This is a genomic window from Streptomyces sp. NPDC054783, assembly GCF_053611725.1.
This window is the reverse complement of sequence record NZ_JBSHAY010000001.1, coordinates 726,793-742,648: the sequence shown is the minus strand read 5'-3', so window position 1 is coordinate 742,648 and position 15,856 is coordinate 726,793. Positions and strand designations below refer to the sequence as shown.

Below are 15,856 nucleotides of genomic sequence, written 5' to 3'. Positions count from 1 at the left end.
CTCAGGCCGCGGCCTCGGGTTGGGTCGGGCTGAGGTGGTGCACGGAGGTCTGGTCGGCGTGCGGGGCGAGCAGGCCCTGGAGCTCGTCGGCCGCGACCTTGAGGAGGTCGCCGTCCCGGTCCGCGTGGAGGGTTTCGAGGACGAAGGCGATGTGTGCGGAGTCCTCGGTGACGCGCGCGCGGTGGGCATCACGGTGGTTCCAGTGGCGGGTCAGGACGCCGGTGGTGTCCGCGTAGATGACCTCGCCCGGCTTGGGGTTCTCGACGGTGCCGGGTTCGCCGAGCGGCGTGAAGGACTCGGTGCCGTCCGCGTACCGGATGTCCACGTCGCCGGTGACGTGGTCCAGGTCGAAGGCGCCGGCGGGCAGACCGTGCCGTACGGAGACGGAGTTGTAGGAGTCGACGGCCGGGTTGATGCGCGGCAGGCTCCCCTTCTTGGCGAGGCGGCGGCCGAGCGCGTCGACGCTGGGGCGGATGCGGCGGGGGTTGGTGCCGAAGGAGCGGTAGGCGGTGTGCCAGGCCTCGATGCGGGGGTCGGTCTCGTCGGCGGGGTGCCAGCTTCCGTCGGCGAGCCGCTGCTCCAGTTCCTCCAGGGCGGCGGCGGTGTGGGGCCAGGACTCGTGGCCGCGCACGCCGGTGGCGGTGACCAGGGCGATGAGGGCGGAGGGGAAGGCTTCTGCGACGGCGGGGGCGAGACGGAAGTCGGTCATCGGCGGGTTTTCCGTTTCCTGGGACAGGGTGTGTGTGTGCGGGGAGGGGGCGGTGTGTGCGGGGTCCCCGGAGTCAGGGCTTCCAGGGACCCACACGGTCCAGTCGGCGCAGCTGCTGGCGCGCGGTGGGCACGTCCAGGCCCTGGCCGCGCGCGGTGCGGCGGTCGGCGACAACGGCGCGGTGCTCGACCGGTTTGTGGTCGTCGTACTTGAACTTGGCCCGCACATCGGTGACTTCCAGGCGCAGACCGCGGATGCCGGACAGCATCCGGCCGTACGGCGGCCGGCCCACGGCGACGGCGGCGTGGTCGCCCTCGGGCTGGAAGTGGGCCGGCTGACGGCGCAGCAGATCCGCCTTGGCCTCGGGATCGTCGACGATCCGGGCACGGCAGGTGAACTGGACGGCCGCGTAGTAGCTGGTCGGCACGCCGTCGGTGGGCGGGGTGCCGGGTCTGGCGCGCCAGGAGCCCGGGACGAAGGCGTAGTCGCCGATGACGGCGAAGGTGACGTTCGGGTCGTGTTCGATCGTCCGCCATACCGGGTTCGGCCGGGCGAGGTGGATCAGGAGGCGTGTGCCGTCGCTGGTGAAGTGGGTGGGGACGACGACGGGCGGGTGGCCGGGCAGGCCGTTGACGCTCAGCTGGCCGAAGTCGTGGCCTTCGGCGGGCCACGTCTGCCATTCGGCCGTGTCGAGGCCGGCGTCCCAGGGTTGGATGAACATCCGTTTCTCCTTGCGTGGCCGCGACTGCGGCGGGGTGTGGCACTGCGGCTCAGGTCAGTGCCAGAAGGCCGACAGCCACGGCGGCGCTGCCCAGACCGACCGGCCGGCCGCGGTGGATGCGTTCGGCGAGCACACCGCGGGCGAGCAGGACCGTGCCGGCCGGGTAGAGGGCGGTGATCACGGCGATGACGGTCAGGGCCCCGCTGCGGGCGGCGAGCAGGAACAGCAGGTTCGCCACCGAGTCCAGCACACCCGCGGCCGCCGACATGCCGTACGCCGGCCGCTCGGGTCCCAGCCTGCGGCGCAGCAGCCCCGCTGCGGCCAGCGTGACGGCCGAGGACACGGCCCGGCCGGTGATCAGCGGGGCCACGCCGCTGCCGGACGGCGCCTGGTGCAGGAAGATCAGTTGGAGGGCGATTGCGGCGCCCGCGCCGAAGGCCGGCAGGAGCGCCGTACGGGAGGGGCGGGCCGAGCCCGCGCCGTGGCCGGCGCTGACCAGCACCACCGCGAGCAGTGCGAGTGACAGCCCCACCAGTCCGGTGATGGTCAGGTGCTCGCCCTGCAGCAGGCCGACGGCGACGGGCAGCGCGGCGGAGACCAACGCGGTCACCGGCGACAGGACGTTCATCGGGCCGATCGCCAGAGTGCGGTAGAGCAGGACGAGCGCGGCGGCCGAGGCGACCCCGGACACGGCGCCCCAGACGAGGGCGCCGGCGCTGAACGAGGCACCGAGCACCGGCCACAGCAGCAGCTCGACCGCGAGACTGGCCGGGGCTGCGACCATCACCGTCCGCAGCACATGGGCCTTGCGGGCGCCGAGGCCGCCGAGGAAGTCGGCGCATCCGTACGCGAGGGAGCTGCCCAGGGCCAGCAGCAGAGCGATCACAGCACATCCCTTGAGTCAGTGGAACGACCGCACAGTACAACGAACCGACCACGCCGTGTCAATCAAACGACCGTGCAGTACATTCCAGTACTCAAGGCTTAGGTGAGGACGGTGATCAGGTGGCCGAGACAGCCGCCGCCCTGCGGTCGGTCGCGCACAACGTCCGGGCGGCCCGCACCCGCGCCGGGCTGTCCCTGGATGAACTCAGCAGGCGCGCCCAGGTCAGCAAGGGTGCCCTGGTGGGACTGGAGAAGGCCCAGGGCAACCCCAACCTGGCCACCCTGGTCCGGCTGGCCGACACCCTCGGCATCTCGGTGTCCGCGCTGATGCAGGGGTCGCCCGAAGGCCGCGTGCGTGTCGTGTCCGGTGACGCCGTGGCGCCCTTGTGGACCGGAGAACGCGGCAGCGAGGCCCGTCTCATGCTGACCACCTCCGGCCCCGCCCCGGTCGAGGTCTGGCGCTGGCGGCTGGAACCGGGCGAGGAATATCCCAGCCACCCCCACCAGGCCGGGGTCGTGGAGACCGTCAGCGTCACCTCGGGCCGCATGACCCTGATCGTCGACGGCGCGGAACACACGGTCGCGGCGGGCCAGACCGCCACGTTCGACGGCGACACCCCGCACACCTACCGCGGCGCGGGCACCGAGACCTGTCACCTGATCATGACGGTCCACCTGCCGCCCGGTCCCGCCACCCCCAAGTGAAGGACGCCACCCCCAGGTGACGTACGCGTCCCCACGCCAAGTACGCCCCCGGCCGACATCCGGGGGCGTACTCGTCTCCGGGTCCGGCCTCAGCGCGAGGTCAGCTTCCACAGGTGGTCGGCGGTGCCGTTTGCGTCCCAGATCAGGGCCGTGCCACCGTCGGCCGTGCTCATGTTCTGCATGCCGAGGAACAGGCCGGTCCCCTGGTTCGCGATCTTGTAGAGGCCCGAGCCCGCGGCCACCAGGGTCCAGTTCTGGTCCGTGCCGGTGGTCGAGGTCGCCTGGACGACCGGCGTGCCCTGCGCGGTGCCCGCGTTCCGGGTGTCCAGGGCCAGACCGCTGTTCTTGTTGGTGATCTGGTACCGCCCGGCCGGCGAGGTGGACGTGCCACTGGGGCTGATCGTCAGGTGGTAGCCGTCGGCGGCGTTCATGGTCACGGGGACGGTGACCGAGCCGTCGGAGACCGTGTAGTCGGTGTCGGAGACGGTGACCGGGCCGGACACCGCCGTCGTACGGCCCTTGGACGGGGTGTACTCCAGCTTCACGTGCACCGTGCTGCCGAACGCCGGCAGAGCGCCGAGGCCGTTGACGGTGACCGCGCACGAGCCGGTGCAACCGCCCGCTATGACACTGATCCGGTCGGCGGAGCCGTTGCGGGAGGCGATGCCGTCCATGCCCGTCTGGGCCGGGGGCGTGGCGACGAGCATGTCACCGGACATGTCGCCGTACCGCCCAGGCGGGTCCAGCACCGTCGACGCCTCGAACGGACATCTGTGCGGGTTCGGGAGGCATCTGGCCGCCGGGAGCGAGTCGAAACGTTCACCGGTTTCGACAGCGCCAGGGCGCTCGGCAGGGACGCCGAGCAGCCGCTGGCGACAGTGGCTGACGAGAGGTGGGAACGAACCAGCGGCCCGCGCGGGGACCCGGCCAGGCCCTAATCGCGGCTGCCGGCGGCTTCGATCCGGCGTCGGGGGGGCGCATGCCAGGCCGCTGCCGACGCGGTGACCCCGGTGACGTGGGCGCAGAGCGCGACGGTCCCCAGGCCCTGCGCCCACGGGATCACCGTCGGCGCGCCGGTCACGAGTTGGCTCAGCGAGACGTGCTGGGTCACCGCGGCGAGTCCGGTCGCCACGGCGGCGAGCACAGTGCCGACGACCACCGCCTCGGCAGCCTCGGCGGCGGCGACCTCCACGATCTGGTTGCGCGCCGTGCCGGCCAGCCCGAGCAGGGCGAACTCCCGCGCCGCCCTGCCATCGCCGTGATCAGCGCGTTGGCGACCGCGATCGGCGCATGGGCCAGTGCGATCACCAGGATGGCCACCGCGGCGCTGTTCGTCTGCGCTGTCCGTCTGCGTTGTTCGTCTGCGTCGGCCGGCCGATCGGCGCCCTCTTGGCGCGCGACCCGGGCGACGCCCTTCCCGGCCGCGCCCGGGTGCGGCCGGGTCGTCATCGTGAAGACCCGGCCGCGCTCCCTCGTGGAGGCGCTCGAGGCCTGCCTGTGTGCCGGCCGCCAGGTGCGGGACGGTCGCTAGTCGGAGCGACCCGTACCGTCCCCCAGCCAGCGTGTCAGGGCGGCTTCCAGGCCCACGGGGTCACTGGCGGCCGACGCCCACGCCACGAAGCCGTCGGGACGTACCAGCAGGCTGTTCGCCCCCGCGCCGTCCGAACCGCCCCGGACCAGCTCCAGACGCCCGGCGTACGGCTTGGCCAGAGCTGCCAGCCGGTCGTCCCCGGCGAGATCGACGAGCAGAGCCCGGCCCTCGTGGGTGCGGTCGGAGAGCCATGTGCCGTCGTCCAGCCGGAGGTTGGGCATCGTCATGCCGACCAGCGGATGGCCGTTCCCCAGGTCGTAGCGCTGCCACAGACCGGAGATCCGCTTCACGTAGTAGGTTGCCCCGTCCCGCGTACCGAGGAAATCGGTGGCCACATCCCTGAGGGCACGGCTGTAGGCGTCGCCGCGCATCACGGCCACCTGCGCACGGGTCCAGTCGAGCACCCAGGCGCCGATCGGGTGCCGTTCGCTGGTGTAGGTGTCGAGCAGGTCCTCGGGCGCCCACCCCTGCACGGTGGCGGCGAGCTTCCAGCCGAGATTGACGGCATCGCCGATTCCCAGGTTCAGGCCCTGGCCGCTGAACGGTGAGTGCACGTGGGCGGCGTCGCCGCAGAGCAGCACGCGACCGCGCCGGTAGGTCGTCGCCTGCCGGGCGTTGTCCGTGAAGCGTGTGCCGAAGGTGACCGTGGTCATGCGAACGTCGGCGCCGCTGACGCGCCGCAGGCTGGCCTGCATCTCGGCCGCGGTGACCGGCGCTTCGCGGTCCGCCGGGGGACCGTCCAGCTCGACGGTGCGCACCTGGCCCAGACCCGGTCCGTGGATGTAGACACCGGTGGGAGTGTGCTGCCAACCTCGCCCCAGGCGCTCCGCCCCCTCGATGGTGCCCATCGCGTGTCGGACCGTGATCTGCGGGTCCGTGCCGGGGAACTCGAAGTCCGCTCGGCGGCGAACCAGACTGCGGCCTCCGTCGCAGCCGACGAGCCACGCCACGCGCACGTCGTCCCCGCTGTGCAGGTGAACGGTGACACCGGCATCGTCCTCGTCGAAGCCACGGACCTCGACCCCGCGCCGGACCTCTACGCCCAGCTCCGCCGCACGCTCACCGAGGACCCGCTCCACCTCGGCCTGCGGGACCGGCACATACCAGTCCGGGCCACGTCCACGCAGGCTGGGTTCCTGCTCGTCGACGGGTCCGGACGAGACCTGGATCCCGCCGAAGTGCCCGACGAAAGGCGCCCGCTTCCCCTCGGCCTGCAGCGGCTGCCTCCCCGCCACGGCCTGCATCGCGGCAAGCAGGCCACGCCGCTCGAAGGCCTCGGCGGAGGCGGTGTTGAACGCGCCCGCCTTGGGCGCGGTGTCGAGCTCCGTCCGCCGCTCGACGACCACCACCCGGACCCCCACCAGCCGCAGTTCCGTGGCGAGCATCAAGCCGACCGGCCCGGCGCCTACCACGAGCACGTCGTAGTCCGTCGTTGTCGACATCTGGGTTTCCTCTCTCATGGCCATCTGGTTCTTCTTCTCTCCGTTGGAGCCCCTCCTGCGCAGGTCGGGCCTTCGGTGATGCAGTCGGCATCGCCCCGGGGCTGAAGTCAGGGGGCCGAGTTGATCGGTTCTCAGCGGGTCCGGTGGCAGGACGCCGACGATGACCGCGAAGGCCGGGCGCCGTGCGGCGGGATCGATGCGGTCGGGGTCCGCCGGCGCGGGCGCGGTTCCGTGGCGAAGGCTCACGGACAGGGATCCTTAAGATAGAGAGCCTTATCTTGCGGCTCTCAGGCTAGGATGCCGAGATAAGAAAGGCAACTCTTTCCAAAGGGGTCTGGATGGCTGAGCGACGCCGCGGAGCGGCACTGGAGAAGGCGCTTCTCGACGCGGCCTGGGAAGAACTTGCGGACCACGGCTACGCCGGATTCACCATGGACGCCGTCGTCCGGCGCGCCGGCACCAGCCCGCCCGTGCTCTACCGCCGCTGGTCGGGCCGCGACCAACTCGTCCGGGCGGCCATCACCCACGTCCTCGAGCAGTCCCGGGTCGACATCCCCGACACCGGCAGTCTGCGCGAGGACGTCCTCACCCTCATGCGGACGATCAACGCCACCCGCGTCCAGCTCGTCACCGTCATGAACGTGCACCTGGCCGGCTACTACCAGGAGACCGGCACCAGCCCCGGCGACCTCCTCGCCACAGCACGCGAGAAGACCGCCGACGTCCTCTTCGACCGCGCCGTCGCCCGCGGCGAGGTCGAACCGGCACGCCTCAGCGAACGCATCAAGTCCCTCCCCTTCGACCTGCTGCGCCACGAGATCCTCACGACCTTCGCCCCCGCGCCCGACCACGTCCTCGAAGAGATCGTCGATACGATCTTCCTCCCCCTCGTGCGCTGACCGCGGCACCTCTCACAGGCAGCCCTCTGCCCGAAGGGGACCACTCAGTGGCCGGAAAGACCCTCCGGACCCCGAATCGGTTCGCACAACTCGTTCTCGTCGAAGAGCGGGATACCCCCCTTCGAGCCGCGGCCGTGTCCGATGCGGGCGGCATCGGGCGCGGCCACCCGCCGGATCGCCCGGCCCTGCCGCCCGGGCAGGGCCGGGCGGCTTCCCGGTGCCGGGGACGGCTCTGCCGCGACGCCGCCGAGCTCACCGCGCTCGCGGACCGCCTGTCCGCCCGCGGCTCCAGAACTGCGGGGACAGCGCACGCCGGTCTGCCTCGGTGAGGCGGCCGGCCCGCTTCGGCTCGGCCAGGACCTGCCGCATCAGCAGCGTGTTGGCGTGGACCAGGGCGGACTGCAGCAGGTGCAGGGCCGGCATGCCGACCTCCTGGCTCTCCTCGTCCGCGCCGGTCAGGTCGCCGTCCTCGCCGTAGAACAGGTCGTGGTTGGCAAAGTTCCGGTTCTCCACCACCTGCAGGCCGTCGTCGATCCCCTGCCGCAGCTCGACGTCCGCCAGGTAGTCGCAGATGAACGCGAGCGGACCGCCCGGCCCAGCTCCTCGATCGCCTGGCAGGTCGCTCAACCCGGGACATCACCGATACCCCAGAAAGTGCAGTACGAGCAGGGCGACGTCGTCGGTGCGCCGCCGGTGGGCGCCGGTGGCCCCGACGAGGGTGTCGATGAGTGCGTCCAGGTCACTGTCGTCCGCCTGGGCCAAGTGGCCGGTGAGGGCGGCGATGGAGTCGTCCAGGTCGACTCCGGGTGTTTCGATGAGGCCGTCTGTGTAGCAGGTGAGCATGAACCCAGGGGTGAGCGGAATCTCGGTCACGGGGAAGTCGGCGCCCGCGTCGATGCCGAGGACGGGCCCGGGAGGCACCTCCAGGGGCCGCGTGCCGCTGTCGGGCAGCCGCATGATCGGTGGCGGATGGCCGGCACTGGCCAGGGTCACGCTGCCGGCGGCGAAGTCCAGGCGGGCGTACAGACAGCTGGTGAACAGGTCGGCGCCGAGATCCGTGAGGAGCCGGTTGGTGGCGGAGAGCACCCGGTCCGGGGCGCCGAGAGCCGTGTGGGCGTGGACGGCGGTGCGCACCTGGCCCATGAGAGCGGCCGCGGACGCGTCGTGCCCCTGGACGTCGCCGATGACGGCCGCGACGGCGGTGTCGCCCAGCGGGACGAGGTCGTAGAAGTCCCCGCCGATGTCCATGCCCCGGGTGGCGGGCAGATAGCGGGCGGCGATCCGCAGGCCGGGGACGGCGGGAAGAGCCGGCGGGAGCAGCGCCTGCTGGAGGCTGTGGGCGAGGTCGTGTTTGGTGTCGTAGAGGCGGGCGCGGTCCAGGGCCTGCGCGATGAGGCCGGCGAGCGAGGTCAGGACGGCGCGGTCCTCGGCCGTGAACTCATGAGGCCGGTCGTAGGACAGGATGCAGCAGCCGACGGGTCTGCCGGAGACGATCAGCGGCAGGAAGGCCCAGGCCTGTTTGCCGCTGATCTGCGAAGCGTCCGGATAGATGCGCCGCATCTCCTCAGGGTGGGAGAAGAAGGCGGGGATGCCGCTGCACATGGCCTGTCCGGCCGGGGTGAAGGTGGTGTCGAGAGGCAGGCCGTTCAGGCGTTCGATGCTGTGGGGATCGTAGTCGCGGTATCCGGTGATCCGCAGCCGCCCGGCGTCGGCGGTGGACAGCACCAGCCCCTGGGCGCCGAAGGCGGGCATGATCTGGTCGGCGACGAGGTTGATGACGTCCTGGACACCGACGACCTCGGTCAGCCCGGCGGCAAGGTGCATCAGCTGGTAGAGCCGGCCCGCCCGGGCCGGTGCGGCCGTGCGCGCCGAGAGGGGAAGCGCCCGGCCGGGCGGGGACTGCGTCCCGCTGGGCACGATGCGGACGCTGATGCCGCTGGCGTCCGGGTACAGATGGAAGTCCAGCCAGCGGTCCGGCGGGCGGCACGCCGTGAACGCGACCGGCTCGCGGCTGATGACCGCCGCGCGGTAGCGGTCTTCGTAGGTCGGGTCGTCCAGCCAGCGCAGGGACTGCCACGGCAGCGTGCCCAGCAGTTGTTCGGCCGTGCGGCCCAGCAGCTCGCAGGCGCCCGCGCTCAGGTACGTGATGTGCCCCTCCAGGTCGAGGGAACAGCTGCCGCCGGGCAGGCGCTCGACGAAGTCCGAGGCGGCCAGAGGGGGCCCCGCGGCCCGGCGGCCCGCTCCGGTGGGGAGCGTGCGCGGGACGTCGCGCGGGGCCGGAAACCGTCCGTGCGCGACAGCTTCCTCGAGCAGTCTGGCCAGCCGTCCGCAGCTGGACATGATGTGTCCGCGCTCCCGCTGGGTCACGTACGCCGGACGGGTCCCCGGCCACATCAGCAGCAGGGCTCCCCAACGGCGAACCCCGGTGACCGGCGCGGCGACGAGCGCGAGCGGGTACGGCAGCACCATCGCGGTGCGCGGATAGCGACGGGCCATCTCCTCCTGGGTGGCCACCCACACGATGCGATCCTCACGCACCGCGTCGGCCACCGGCGCCGGAGCGGTCACCGGAATCCTCACCCACGGCGCCGCGAACTCGGCCGGCGCCCCGTACAGCACGTCCAGGAAGAGCTGCTCCTCGTCGGGGGTGAGAAGGTAGAGACCGCCGATGGCCGCGCCCGTCCGGCGTACGGCGTCGGCGAACGCGGCATCCAGTGCCTCCGCGTCCGTTGCCCCAGCACCGACACTGGTCACAAGGCGCCTCCAGCCCGGCAGCCGCGACTCCTGGGACGTCACCCGGAGGGGCCTCCCGCCGGGCTGCGCGGGTCACCGGGGAGCCCGGCGGTACCGGCCCCACTCCTATGGGGACGCTACGCCCCCGGACGACGATCGGCACGCCGTCACCGACCCGGCGATCGCACTCTTCAGGGCGTTGATCCTCCGGCTCCCCTCCCTGCCACCGCCTGCCACCGCCTGCCACCGCTTGCAGCTCGCCTTCTCGCGTCCGGCGCGCGGAGGAGTCCTGATGTCCGCGAACACGAGGGCGGCGGCGAGGAGCAGCGCCGTGAGGGCGGTGAGGACGGTTCCCCGCCAGCCGAGGGTGGTGAGCAGGGGTGCGGCGAGGGCGGTGCGCAGACCGCCATCACGTTGTCCAATCTCTCCGGCGGACGCTTCCTGCTGGGCCTGGGAGCCTCGGGCCCGCAGGTCATGGAGGGACTGCACGGGGTGCCGTTCGCCCGGCCGCTGCGCCGGATGCGGGAAACCGTCGAGATCGTCCAGCGGCTGCTGGACGGCGGCAAACTCTCCTGCTCCGGGGCGGAGTTCACCATCCCGCTGCCCGGCGGCGAAGCGGTCCCCATGCGGTTGTCGATGCGGGCCGAGCACCCGGTGCCGCTGTACCTGGCCGCCTTGTCACCGGCCATGCTGCGGCTGACGGGGGAAGTCGCCGACGGCTGGCTGGGCACCAGCTTCGTACCCGAAGGCGCGGACGACGCCCACTTCACCCACCTCGACGACGGCCTCGCCCGCAGCGGCCGCACCCGCGGCGACCTGGACGTCTGCCAGGGTGCCGAGGTCGCCTTCGCGCCCGACGAGGAGTCCCTCGGCGCGATGACCGCCCAGCGCAAGAGGGAACTGGCCTTCAGCCTGGGCGGCATGGGGTCGGCGTCCACCAACTTCTACGACAGCGCCTACAGCCGTCAGGGCTGGGCCGAGGTCGCCGCCGCGGTGCGCGAGCGGTGGCAGGCCGGTGACCGGGACCGCGCGGCGACTCTGGTGACCGACGAGATGATCCTGGGTACGACGCTGATCGGCACCGAAGCCATGGTGCGCGACCGTCTCCGGGTCTGGCACGCCGCCGGGGTGAACACCGTGCGCCTGTACCCGGCCGGGGAGACGCTGCAAGCCCGGCTCGACACCTTGGGCAGGGCGATAGAGCTGGTGCGAGAGGTCGACGGCACCTCCTGAGCCCTGCCGTCGGCACGTCGCCGGTGGGCTTCCGGACGGACCTTCCGACGAACGCGGGGCAAGCACGGGAAAAGGCCGACATCACTCCCTGAAGCCGGGTCTCCGTCTACGGCGCCAGGCGGGCAGTGAGCAGCGAGCGTTCGGCAGGGTTGGTGGTGAGGCCGAGGGCCTTTCGGTCGGCCTCGGCGGCTTCCTGGTCGCGGCCGAGGTCACGCAGGAGCGCGGCACGGGTGGCGTGGAACAGGTGGTAGCGGCCCAACTGGTCAGCGAGGGCTTCGACTTGGGCGAGCGCCGCAGCCGGGCCGTCGGTGTGGCTGATCACGACGGCGCGGTTCAGGCGCACGACCGGCGAGGGGTCGACGGCCAGCAACATGTCGTACAGGTGCAGGAGTTGGGGCCAGTCGGTGTCTTTCCAGTCCGGTGCCTCGCAGTGTACGGCGGCGATGGCGGCCTCGATCTGGTACGGGCCCGGCCTGCCGAGCGCGGCGGCCCGCTCGATGAGGGCGGTGGCACTGCGGATGCGCCGGGTGTCCCATCGGGTGCGGTCCTGGTCGGCGAGCGGCACCAGCCGTCCCTCGGCGTCCAGGCGGGCGGGCCAGCGGGCCGCATACAGGCGGATGAGGGCGAGCAGGGCCAGGGGTTCCGGTTCGCGGGGCAGTGAGCCGGCGAGGAGGGCGACGAGCCATTCGGCGTCGTCGACCAGTTCGCGCCGTACTCCCAGGTCTCCCCCGGTGGTGAAGCAGCCCTCGTTGAAGACGAGGTAGACCACGCGCATGACCTGGGGCAGTCGTGCGGCGCGCTCCTCGGGCTCGGGCGCGCGGTAGGGGATGCCGGCGGTGGCGATCTTCCGCTTGGCCCGGGTGATCCGCTTGGCGAGGGTGGCTTCGGGCACCATGAACGCCCGCGCGATCTCGGCGGTCGTCAGGCCCACGACGGCGCGCAGGGTCAGCGCGACCTGGGCGTCCGGGTCCAGCGCCGGATGGCAGCAGGTGAAGATGAGCCGGAGGCGGTCGTCGGGCTCGCGCTCGGCCGTCTCGGGCAGGGCCTCGATGCGGGCGGCGAGTTGCGGGAGCCGGTCCTGGAAACGGACGTCGCGGCGGATGCGGTCCAGGGCCCTGTTGCGCGCGCAGGTCAGGAGCCAGGCTCCGGGCCGGCTGGGCGGGCCGGAACTCGGCCAGCGCCGCAGCGCCTCGACGACGGCTTCGCCGACCATCTCCTCGGCCAGGTCGAAGTCGCCCAGGAGGCGGACCAGGCTGGCGGTCAGCCGGCCCGCCTCCTCGCGGAAGACCCGCTCGATCAGCGACCGGGTGTCCCGGGCGCCCGCCGGGTCAGCGCTCGACAACCGGTCGCACCTCCACCTTGCCGTCGGGCACCGGGAAGCTCGCCGCCAGCTCCAGGGCGGCGTCCAGGTCCGGCACCTCGACGACCGCGTACCCGCCGATCGCCTCCTTGGCCTCCAGCAACGGGCGGTCGATCATGGTGGAGCGGCCCTGCTCGACCACCACCGTGGTCGCGGTGCCGGGCTCGCGGAGTTGCTGGGCGTCGACGACCGTCCCGTCGGCACGGTGCTTGGCGAACCACTCCACGAGCCGGCCGTAGACCTCGCCGCGCTCCTGGTCGGAGCCCTCTTCCTGCCAGGCTCCGCGGGTCAGCAGCAGTACGTACTTCATGGCGTCCTCCTCAGCCGTTTTTTCCTGTCCACCTTCACGACGAACAAGCAGACGCCGACAGGACAGGACCGTCCCGGCAATTTCGGTCGCGGCCATTTCAAGGGGACACCTCGGCGGCGCTGTCCGTCCCGCCGGGCGGCGCTGCGACGCCCGGCCGTGCCCGGCGGACGGCCGAGTGGGGTGGCCGTTCCTTGAGTGCGCCGTAGCCGATGAAGTACGCGGGCAGCCGGCGCAGCCACCGTGACCCGGCGAGCAGGCGTGCCGTGCGCCGGGCCCTCTTCTCACGTCCGAGGGGTGGCCGGCCCTGCAGGACGGGCGCGATGACGCGGGCGTGGGCCACCCGCTGGAGGGTCTGGGTGGCGACCGTGGTGGGACGGCGGCGTCGCTGCAGACGGCGTACGTCCCGCGGTCGCACCGTCCCGCGGCGCAGTGGCTCGGTGAGGTAGCGGGCGGCGGCCACGGCGTCCTGGACGGCGAGGTTGATGCCGATGCCGAAGATCGGTGACATCGCGTGCGCGGCGTCGCCGATGCACAGCAGGCCGGGGCGGTGCCAGCGGCGCAGGCGGTCGAGGCGTACGTCGAGGAGCTTGACCTCGTCCCACGAGCGCAGGGCGTGCACGCGGTCGGCGGTCCAGGGGACGGCCGCAGTGAAGTCGGCCAGGAAGCGGTCGAGGCCGGCGGCGCGGCGCCGGCCGTCGGTGCCCTTGGGGATGAGTCCGGCGCACTGCCAGTAGTCGCCGCGGTCGATCATCGCGGTCAGGAAGCGGTCACCGGCGCTGCCGTAGAGCCCCTGCGGGTCGCCGTCCCGGCGCGGCAGCCGGAACCACCAGGCGTCCATCGGGCAGGGGAAGCGGCGCAGGCGCAGTTCCGGGCGGGAACGGGCCAGTGATCCGCGGCCGTCGCAGGCGACGGTGAGCAGGGCGCGCAACTCGCCGGTGCGGCCGTCGGCGGTGCGGTACCGCACTCCGTTGACCCGTCCGGACTCGATCAGGAAGTCGGTCGCTTCGGTGTTCATGCGCAGCTCGAAGGACGGCTCACGCCGGGCCTCGTCGACAAGCAGGTCCAGCAGGTCCCACTGGGGCACCATCGCCACGTAGTTGTAGGGACCGGGCAGGACCGAGAGGTCCCCGACCATGACCGCCGAGCCGTCGGTTCCGATCGGCAACTGGACGGTCTGGACCCGGCGTTGCGGCAGCTCGGCGAAGCGCTCGGCCAGACCCAGGTCGTCCAGCAGCGCCAGGGTGGACGGGTGGACGGTGTCGCCGCGGAAGTCGCGCAGGAAGTCGCCATGCTTCTCCAGCACCGTCACCGGAACACCGGCCCGGGCCAGCAGCAGAGCGAGCACCATGCCCGCGGGGCCGCCTCCCACGACGCAGCACCTGGTCTGTTCCATGGCGGTCCTGCCCTTCAGAAGGCCATTAATTCACCATTCGATGAATATTCTACTCCTTCTGCCGGCGCCCAGCCCGCGACACGAGGATTGCGGCACGAGGATTGCCGGGCGTCTCGCAGACGTGGCTGTGGCCGAGTTCGGGGCCGAGTCCGAAGTAGTGCCGGAAGTTGTAGATCAGCGGGCTCCAGGCCGCGGGCTCGATGTGCTGGGTGCCGGGGACCACCAGGCGCGAGTCGGCGTGTACCCTCAGCACCCGCGCTTCGACGATCAGGAAGTCCCCCGCGGCGTCGGTGCCCACGTGGACGGCCCGTGCCTCCAGCTGGATCGGGCAGTCGGCCACCCGCGGCGGGCGGACCGCGTGCGAGGCCTGTGCCCGGAAGCCTGCGGCCGTGAACTTGTCCGGCTCGTAACGGGCCCGGCGGGGTCCGCACCCCGCCGCCTCGGGCCGTCCGGTGAGCTGACCCAAGTACTCGACGGCCGCCCACTGCCCGGGTTCGGGCAGGTTGATGACCAGCTCCGGCCGGGCCGCCAGGTTCGCACCGGTCTGGCCCTGCCTGCCGAGCCCCAGCACCACCTGCCCGAGCGCCCAGGCCGACGAGATCGGCGCCAGATTGAAGGTGCCGTCGGCGTTCTCGGTGGTCAGCAGTACGACGGGGGTGCCGAAGTAGAGGATGCTCGGTGTGACGGTCAGATGGCTGCCGTCGGTCCCGGCCCGGTGCGCGCGGTTTCCATGCGGCCGACCGTAGAACGCCGGCCCTTCGGCGGCAGCCGAACCGTGCACGCGCGATCATGGCCGGCTCACTTCTCCCGGTGCTGGCTCCGGATCCTCACGGCCACCTCGTTCTGTTCGGTCTCCCACCAGGGCCGTACCCGTTCGGAAACGACTGCCTGATCCTGCTCCGGGGCAGGGGCCGCGACAGGAACGAGTTCCGCGTCGAGCCGCCGGTCGAGGACCACGGTCTGGACCCGCTCCGCGCGCGCCCACTGGAACAGGAGCGCCAGCAGGAAGGGCAGCGCGACCAGCTCGGCGATGCTGAGCATCGCGCCGCCGCCGATCTGCTGGTCGCGCTGGACGTCCGGGGACCAGGTCGGGGCGTGGTGCAGGTACCAGGCGCCCGCGATCAGCGTGCTGTGCGTCATCACCACAATCCCCGGGACCGCGTCGACGATCCCGTCCAGGAACACCAGCGCCGCTCGCACCGGGTGGGTGCACCAGGCGGGCAGTGCCTCTTCGTGGGTCAGCACCGGTACGACGAACAGAGAACCGGCCGCGAGCAGGTGCAGATACATCAGCTCGTGCAGCCAGCCCACGCGCAGAGCGGTCTCGAAGTACGGGGTGAAGTACACCGCCAGCTCGGTGCCCAGCACCAGGGCCGTGCTGACCAGCGGAAACGTCAGCACGCGTACCAGGCGGCCGGTCATGGCCCGGCGCACTCGTGCGGCAGCGCCCTCCGGCAATGCCTCGACGGCGAGCCGCAGCGGATCACCGAGGGCCAGGCCCAGGGGTGCGACCAGGTCGAGGAGGATGTTCTGCACGGCGGCGGGCCAGAACAGCACATGGTCGTAGACGGCGAGGGCGGACATCGTGGCCACCACCAGCGCGCCGAGGCCGAGCAGCACGAAGGCCACGACCCGTGCGGGCGGCCAGGACGCGCCGCGCCTGCGCAGCCGCGCGACGCCCCAGCCGTACAGGGCGCCCAGGACGATGACCAGCAGCAGCGCGGGGACGTCCAGGTGCCACGCGGACAGCAGACGTCCCGTGGTCAGCTCGGGAAGCTGGCCCGCCGACAGTTCGGTCATCGCGTGACCATCCATGCAGATCGTCCTCCTTCGGCTCGACACGGAAGAACCGGCTCGGATCCGTGACGGGAAGAC

15 protein-coding genes and 1 pseudogene are annotated in these 15,856 nt (G+C 72.1%); 3 read left to right on the top strand and 13 right to left on the bottom strand.

All coding sequences use genetic code 11. The annotated features are described in order from the left end of the window. Window position 1: 1 nt before the first annotated feature. The 3 genes from ACWGJ5_RS03435 to ACWGJ5_RS03425 form a co-directional block, all read right to left on the bottom strand. On the bottom strand, window positions 2-709 hold the full coding sequence (locus tag ACWGJ5_RS03435; protein ID WP_453308094.1) for a B3/B4 domain-containing protein: 708 nt from the start codon (window positions 707-709) through the stop codon (window positions 2-4). 73 nt (window positions 710-782) lie between these two features. Then, the gene (locus ACWGJ5_RS03430) at window positions 783-1,430 is read right to left on the bottom strand and encodes an FMN-binding negative transcriptional regulator (RefSeq protein ID WP_453308093.1); all 648 of its coding nucleotides are present in this window, start codon (window positions 1,428-1,430) and stop codon (window positions 783-785) included. 49 nt (window positions 1,431-1,479) lie between these two features. After that, complete coding sequence (locus tag ACWGJ5_RS03425; protein ID WP_453308092.1) at window positions 1,480-2,316, bottom strand: EamA family transporter; 837 nt, start codon at window positions 2,314-2,316, stop codon at window positions 1,480-1,482. A gap of 119 nt (window positions 2,317-2,435) precedes the next feature. On the opposite strand from ACWGJ5_RS03425, the gene ACWGJ5_RS03420 reads away from it, so the two are divergent. Next, the gene (locus ACWGJ5_RS03420; RefSeq protein ID WP_453308091.1) at window positions 2,436-3,020 is read left to right on the top strand and encodes a helix-turn-helix domain-containing protein; all 585 of its coding nucleotides are present in this window, start codon (window positions 2,436-2,438) and stop codon (window positions 3,018-3,020) included. A gap of 89 nt (window positions 3,021-3,109) precedes the next feature. Here ACWGJ5_RS03420 and ACWGJ5_RS03415 read toward each other — a convergent pair whose 3' ends face one another. From ACWGJ5_RS03415 to ACWGJ5_RS03405, 3 genes are all read right to left on the bottom strand, one after another. Beyond that, on the bottom strand, window positions 3,110-3,769 hold the full coding sequence (locus ACWGJ5_RS03415; RefSeq protein ID WP_453308090.1) for an RICIN domain-containing protein: 660 nt from the start codon (window positions 3,767-3,769) through the stop codon (window positions 3,110-3,112). A 185-nt stretch (window positions 3,770-3,954) separates the two neighbouring features. Further along, window positions 3,955-4,212, bottom strand: a complete 258-nt coding sequence (locus tag ACWGJ5_RS03410) for a hypothetical protein (RefSeq protein ID WP_453308089.1) — start codon at window positions 4,210-4,212, stop codon at window positions 3,955-3,957. Between the two features lie 335 nt (window positions 4,213-4,547). Then, window positions 4,548-6,053, bottom strand: coding sequence for an FAD-dependent monooxygenase (locus tag ACWGJ5_RS03405; RefSeq protein ID WP_453308088.1), 1,506 nt, complete (start codon window positions 6,051-6,053; stop codon window positions 4,548-4,550). Window positions 6,054-6,391: 338 nt separating this feature from the next. On the opposite strand from ACWGJ5_RS03405, the gene ACWGJ5_RS03400 reads away from it, so the two are divergent. Then, complete coding sequence (locus tag ACWGJ5_RS03400; protein ID WP_453308087.1) at window positions 6,392-6,952, top strand: TetR/AcrR family transcriptional regulator; 561 nt, start codon at window positions 6,392-6,394, stop codon at window positions 6,950-6,952. 252 nt (window positions 6,953-7,204) lie between these two features. Here the strand turns inward: ACWGJ5_RS03400 and ACWGJ5_RS03395 are convergent, their stop codons facing one another. Together ACWGJ5_RS03395 and ACWGJ5_RS03390 are read right to left on the bottom strand one after the other, a co-directional pair. Then, the gene (locus tag ACWGJ5_RS03395; RefSeq protein WP_453308086.1) at window positions 7,205-7,579 is read right to left on the bottom strand and encodes a Tn3 family transposase; all 375 of its coding nucleotides are present in this window, start codon (window positions 7,577-7,579) and stop codon (window positions 7,205-7,207) included. Window positions 7,580-7,588: 9 nt separating this feature from the next. After that, complete coding sequence (locus ACWGJ5_RS03390; protein WP_453308085.1) at window positions 7,589-9,706, bottom strand: SpoIIE family protein phosphatase; 2,118 nt, start codon at window positions 9,704-9,706, stop codon at window positions 7,589-7,591. A gap of 375 nt (window positions 9,707-10,081) precedes the next feature. On the opposite strand from ACWGJ5_RS03390, the pseudogene ACWGJ5_RS03385 reads away from it, so the two are divergent. Continuing rightward, a pseudogene (locus tag ACWGJ5_RS03385) lies at window positions 10,082-10,918 on the top strand (LLM class flavin-dependent oxidoreductase); the annotation flags it as partial. Window positions 10,919-11,024: 106 nt separating this feature from the next. Here the strand turns inward: ACWGJ5_RS03385 and ACWGJ5_RS03380 are convergent. The 5 genes from ACWGJ5_RS03380 to ACWGJ5_RS03360 form a co-directional block, all read right to left on the bottom strand. Further along, the gene (locus ACWGJ5_RS03380; protein ID WP_453308084.1) at window positions 11,025-12,260 is read right to left on the bottom strand and encodes an RNA polymerase sigma factor; all 1,236 of its coding nucleotides are present in this window, start codon (window positions 12,258-12,260) and stop codon (window positions 11,025-11,027) included. Beyond that, entirely contained in the window at window positions 12,247-12,588 is a 342-nt protein-coding gene (locus ACWGJ5_RS03375; RefSeq protein ID WP_453308083.1) for a YciI family protein, read from the bottom strand. Before ACWGJ5_RS03375 ends, ACWGJ5_RS03380 begins: the two co-directional genes overlap by 14 nt. 97 nt (window positions 12,589-12,685) lie before the next feature. After that, window positions 12,686-13,981 carry an FAD-dependent oxidoreductase gene (locus ACWGJ5_RS03370; protein WP_453308082.1) on the bottom strand — a complete coding sequence of 432 codons (1,296 nt, stop codon included), beginning with the start codon at window positions 13,979-13,981 and terminating at the stop codon, window positions 12,686-12,688. Between the two features lie 49 nt (window positions 13,982-14,030). Then, entirely contained in the window at window positions 14,031-14,672 is a 642-nt protein-coding gene (locus ACWGJ5_RS03365) for a flavin reductase family protein (protein WP_453308276.1), read from the bottom strand. A gap of 107 nt (window positions 14,673-14,779) precedes the next feature. Beyond that, the gene (locus ACWGJ5_RS03360; RefSeq protein ID WP_453308081.1) at window positions 14,780-15,796 is read right to left on the bottom strand and encodes a cytochrome c oxidase assembly protein; all 1,017 of its coding nucleotides are present in this window, start codon (window positions 15,794-15,796) and stop codon (window positions 14,780-14,782) included. Between the last annotated feature and the right edge of the window lie 60 nt (window positions 15,797-15,856).

Excerpts from the sequence above, each read along its gene's own strand:
- ACWGJ5_RS03435 (WP_453308094.1), bottom strand. The coding sequence starts at position 709 with ATGACCGACTTCCGTCTCGCCCCCGCCGTCGCAGAAGCCTTCCCCTCC.
- ACWGJ5_RS03430 (WP_453308093.1), bottom strand. The coding sequence starts at position 1,430 with ATGTTCATCCAACCCTGGGACGCCGGCCTCGACACGGCCGAATGGCAG.
- ACWGJ5_RS03405 (WP_453308088.1), bottom strand. The coding sequence starts at position 6,053 with ATGTCGACAACGACGGACTACGACGTGCTCGTGGTAGGCGCCGGGCCG.
- ACWGJ5_RS03400 (WP_453308087.1), top strand. The coding sequence starts at position 6,392 with ATGGCTGAGCGACGCCGCGGAGCGGCACTGGAGAAGGCGCTTCTCGAC.
- ACWGJ5_RS03375 (WP_453308083.1), bottom strand. The coding sequence starts at position 12,588 with ATGAAGTACGTACTGCTGCTGACCCGCGGAGCCTGGCAGGAAGAGGGC.
- ACWGJ5_RS03370 (WP_453308082.1), bottom strand. The coding sequence starts at position 13,981 with ATGGAACAGACCAGGTGCTGCGTCGTGGGAGGCGGCCCCGCGGGCATG.
- ACWGJ5_RS03360 (WP_453308081.1), bottom strand. The coding sequence starts at position 15,796 with ATGGATGGTCACGCGATGACCGAACTGTCGGCGGGCCAGCTTCCCGAG.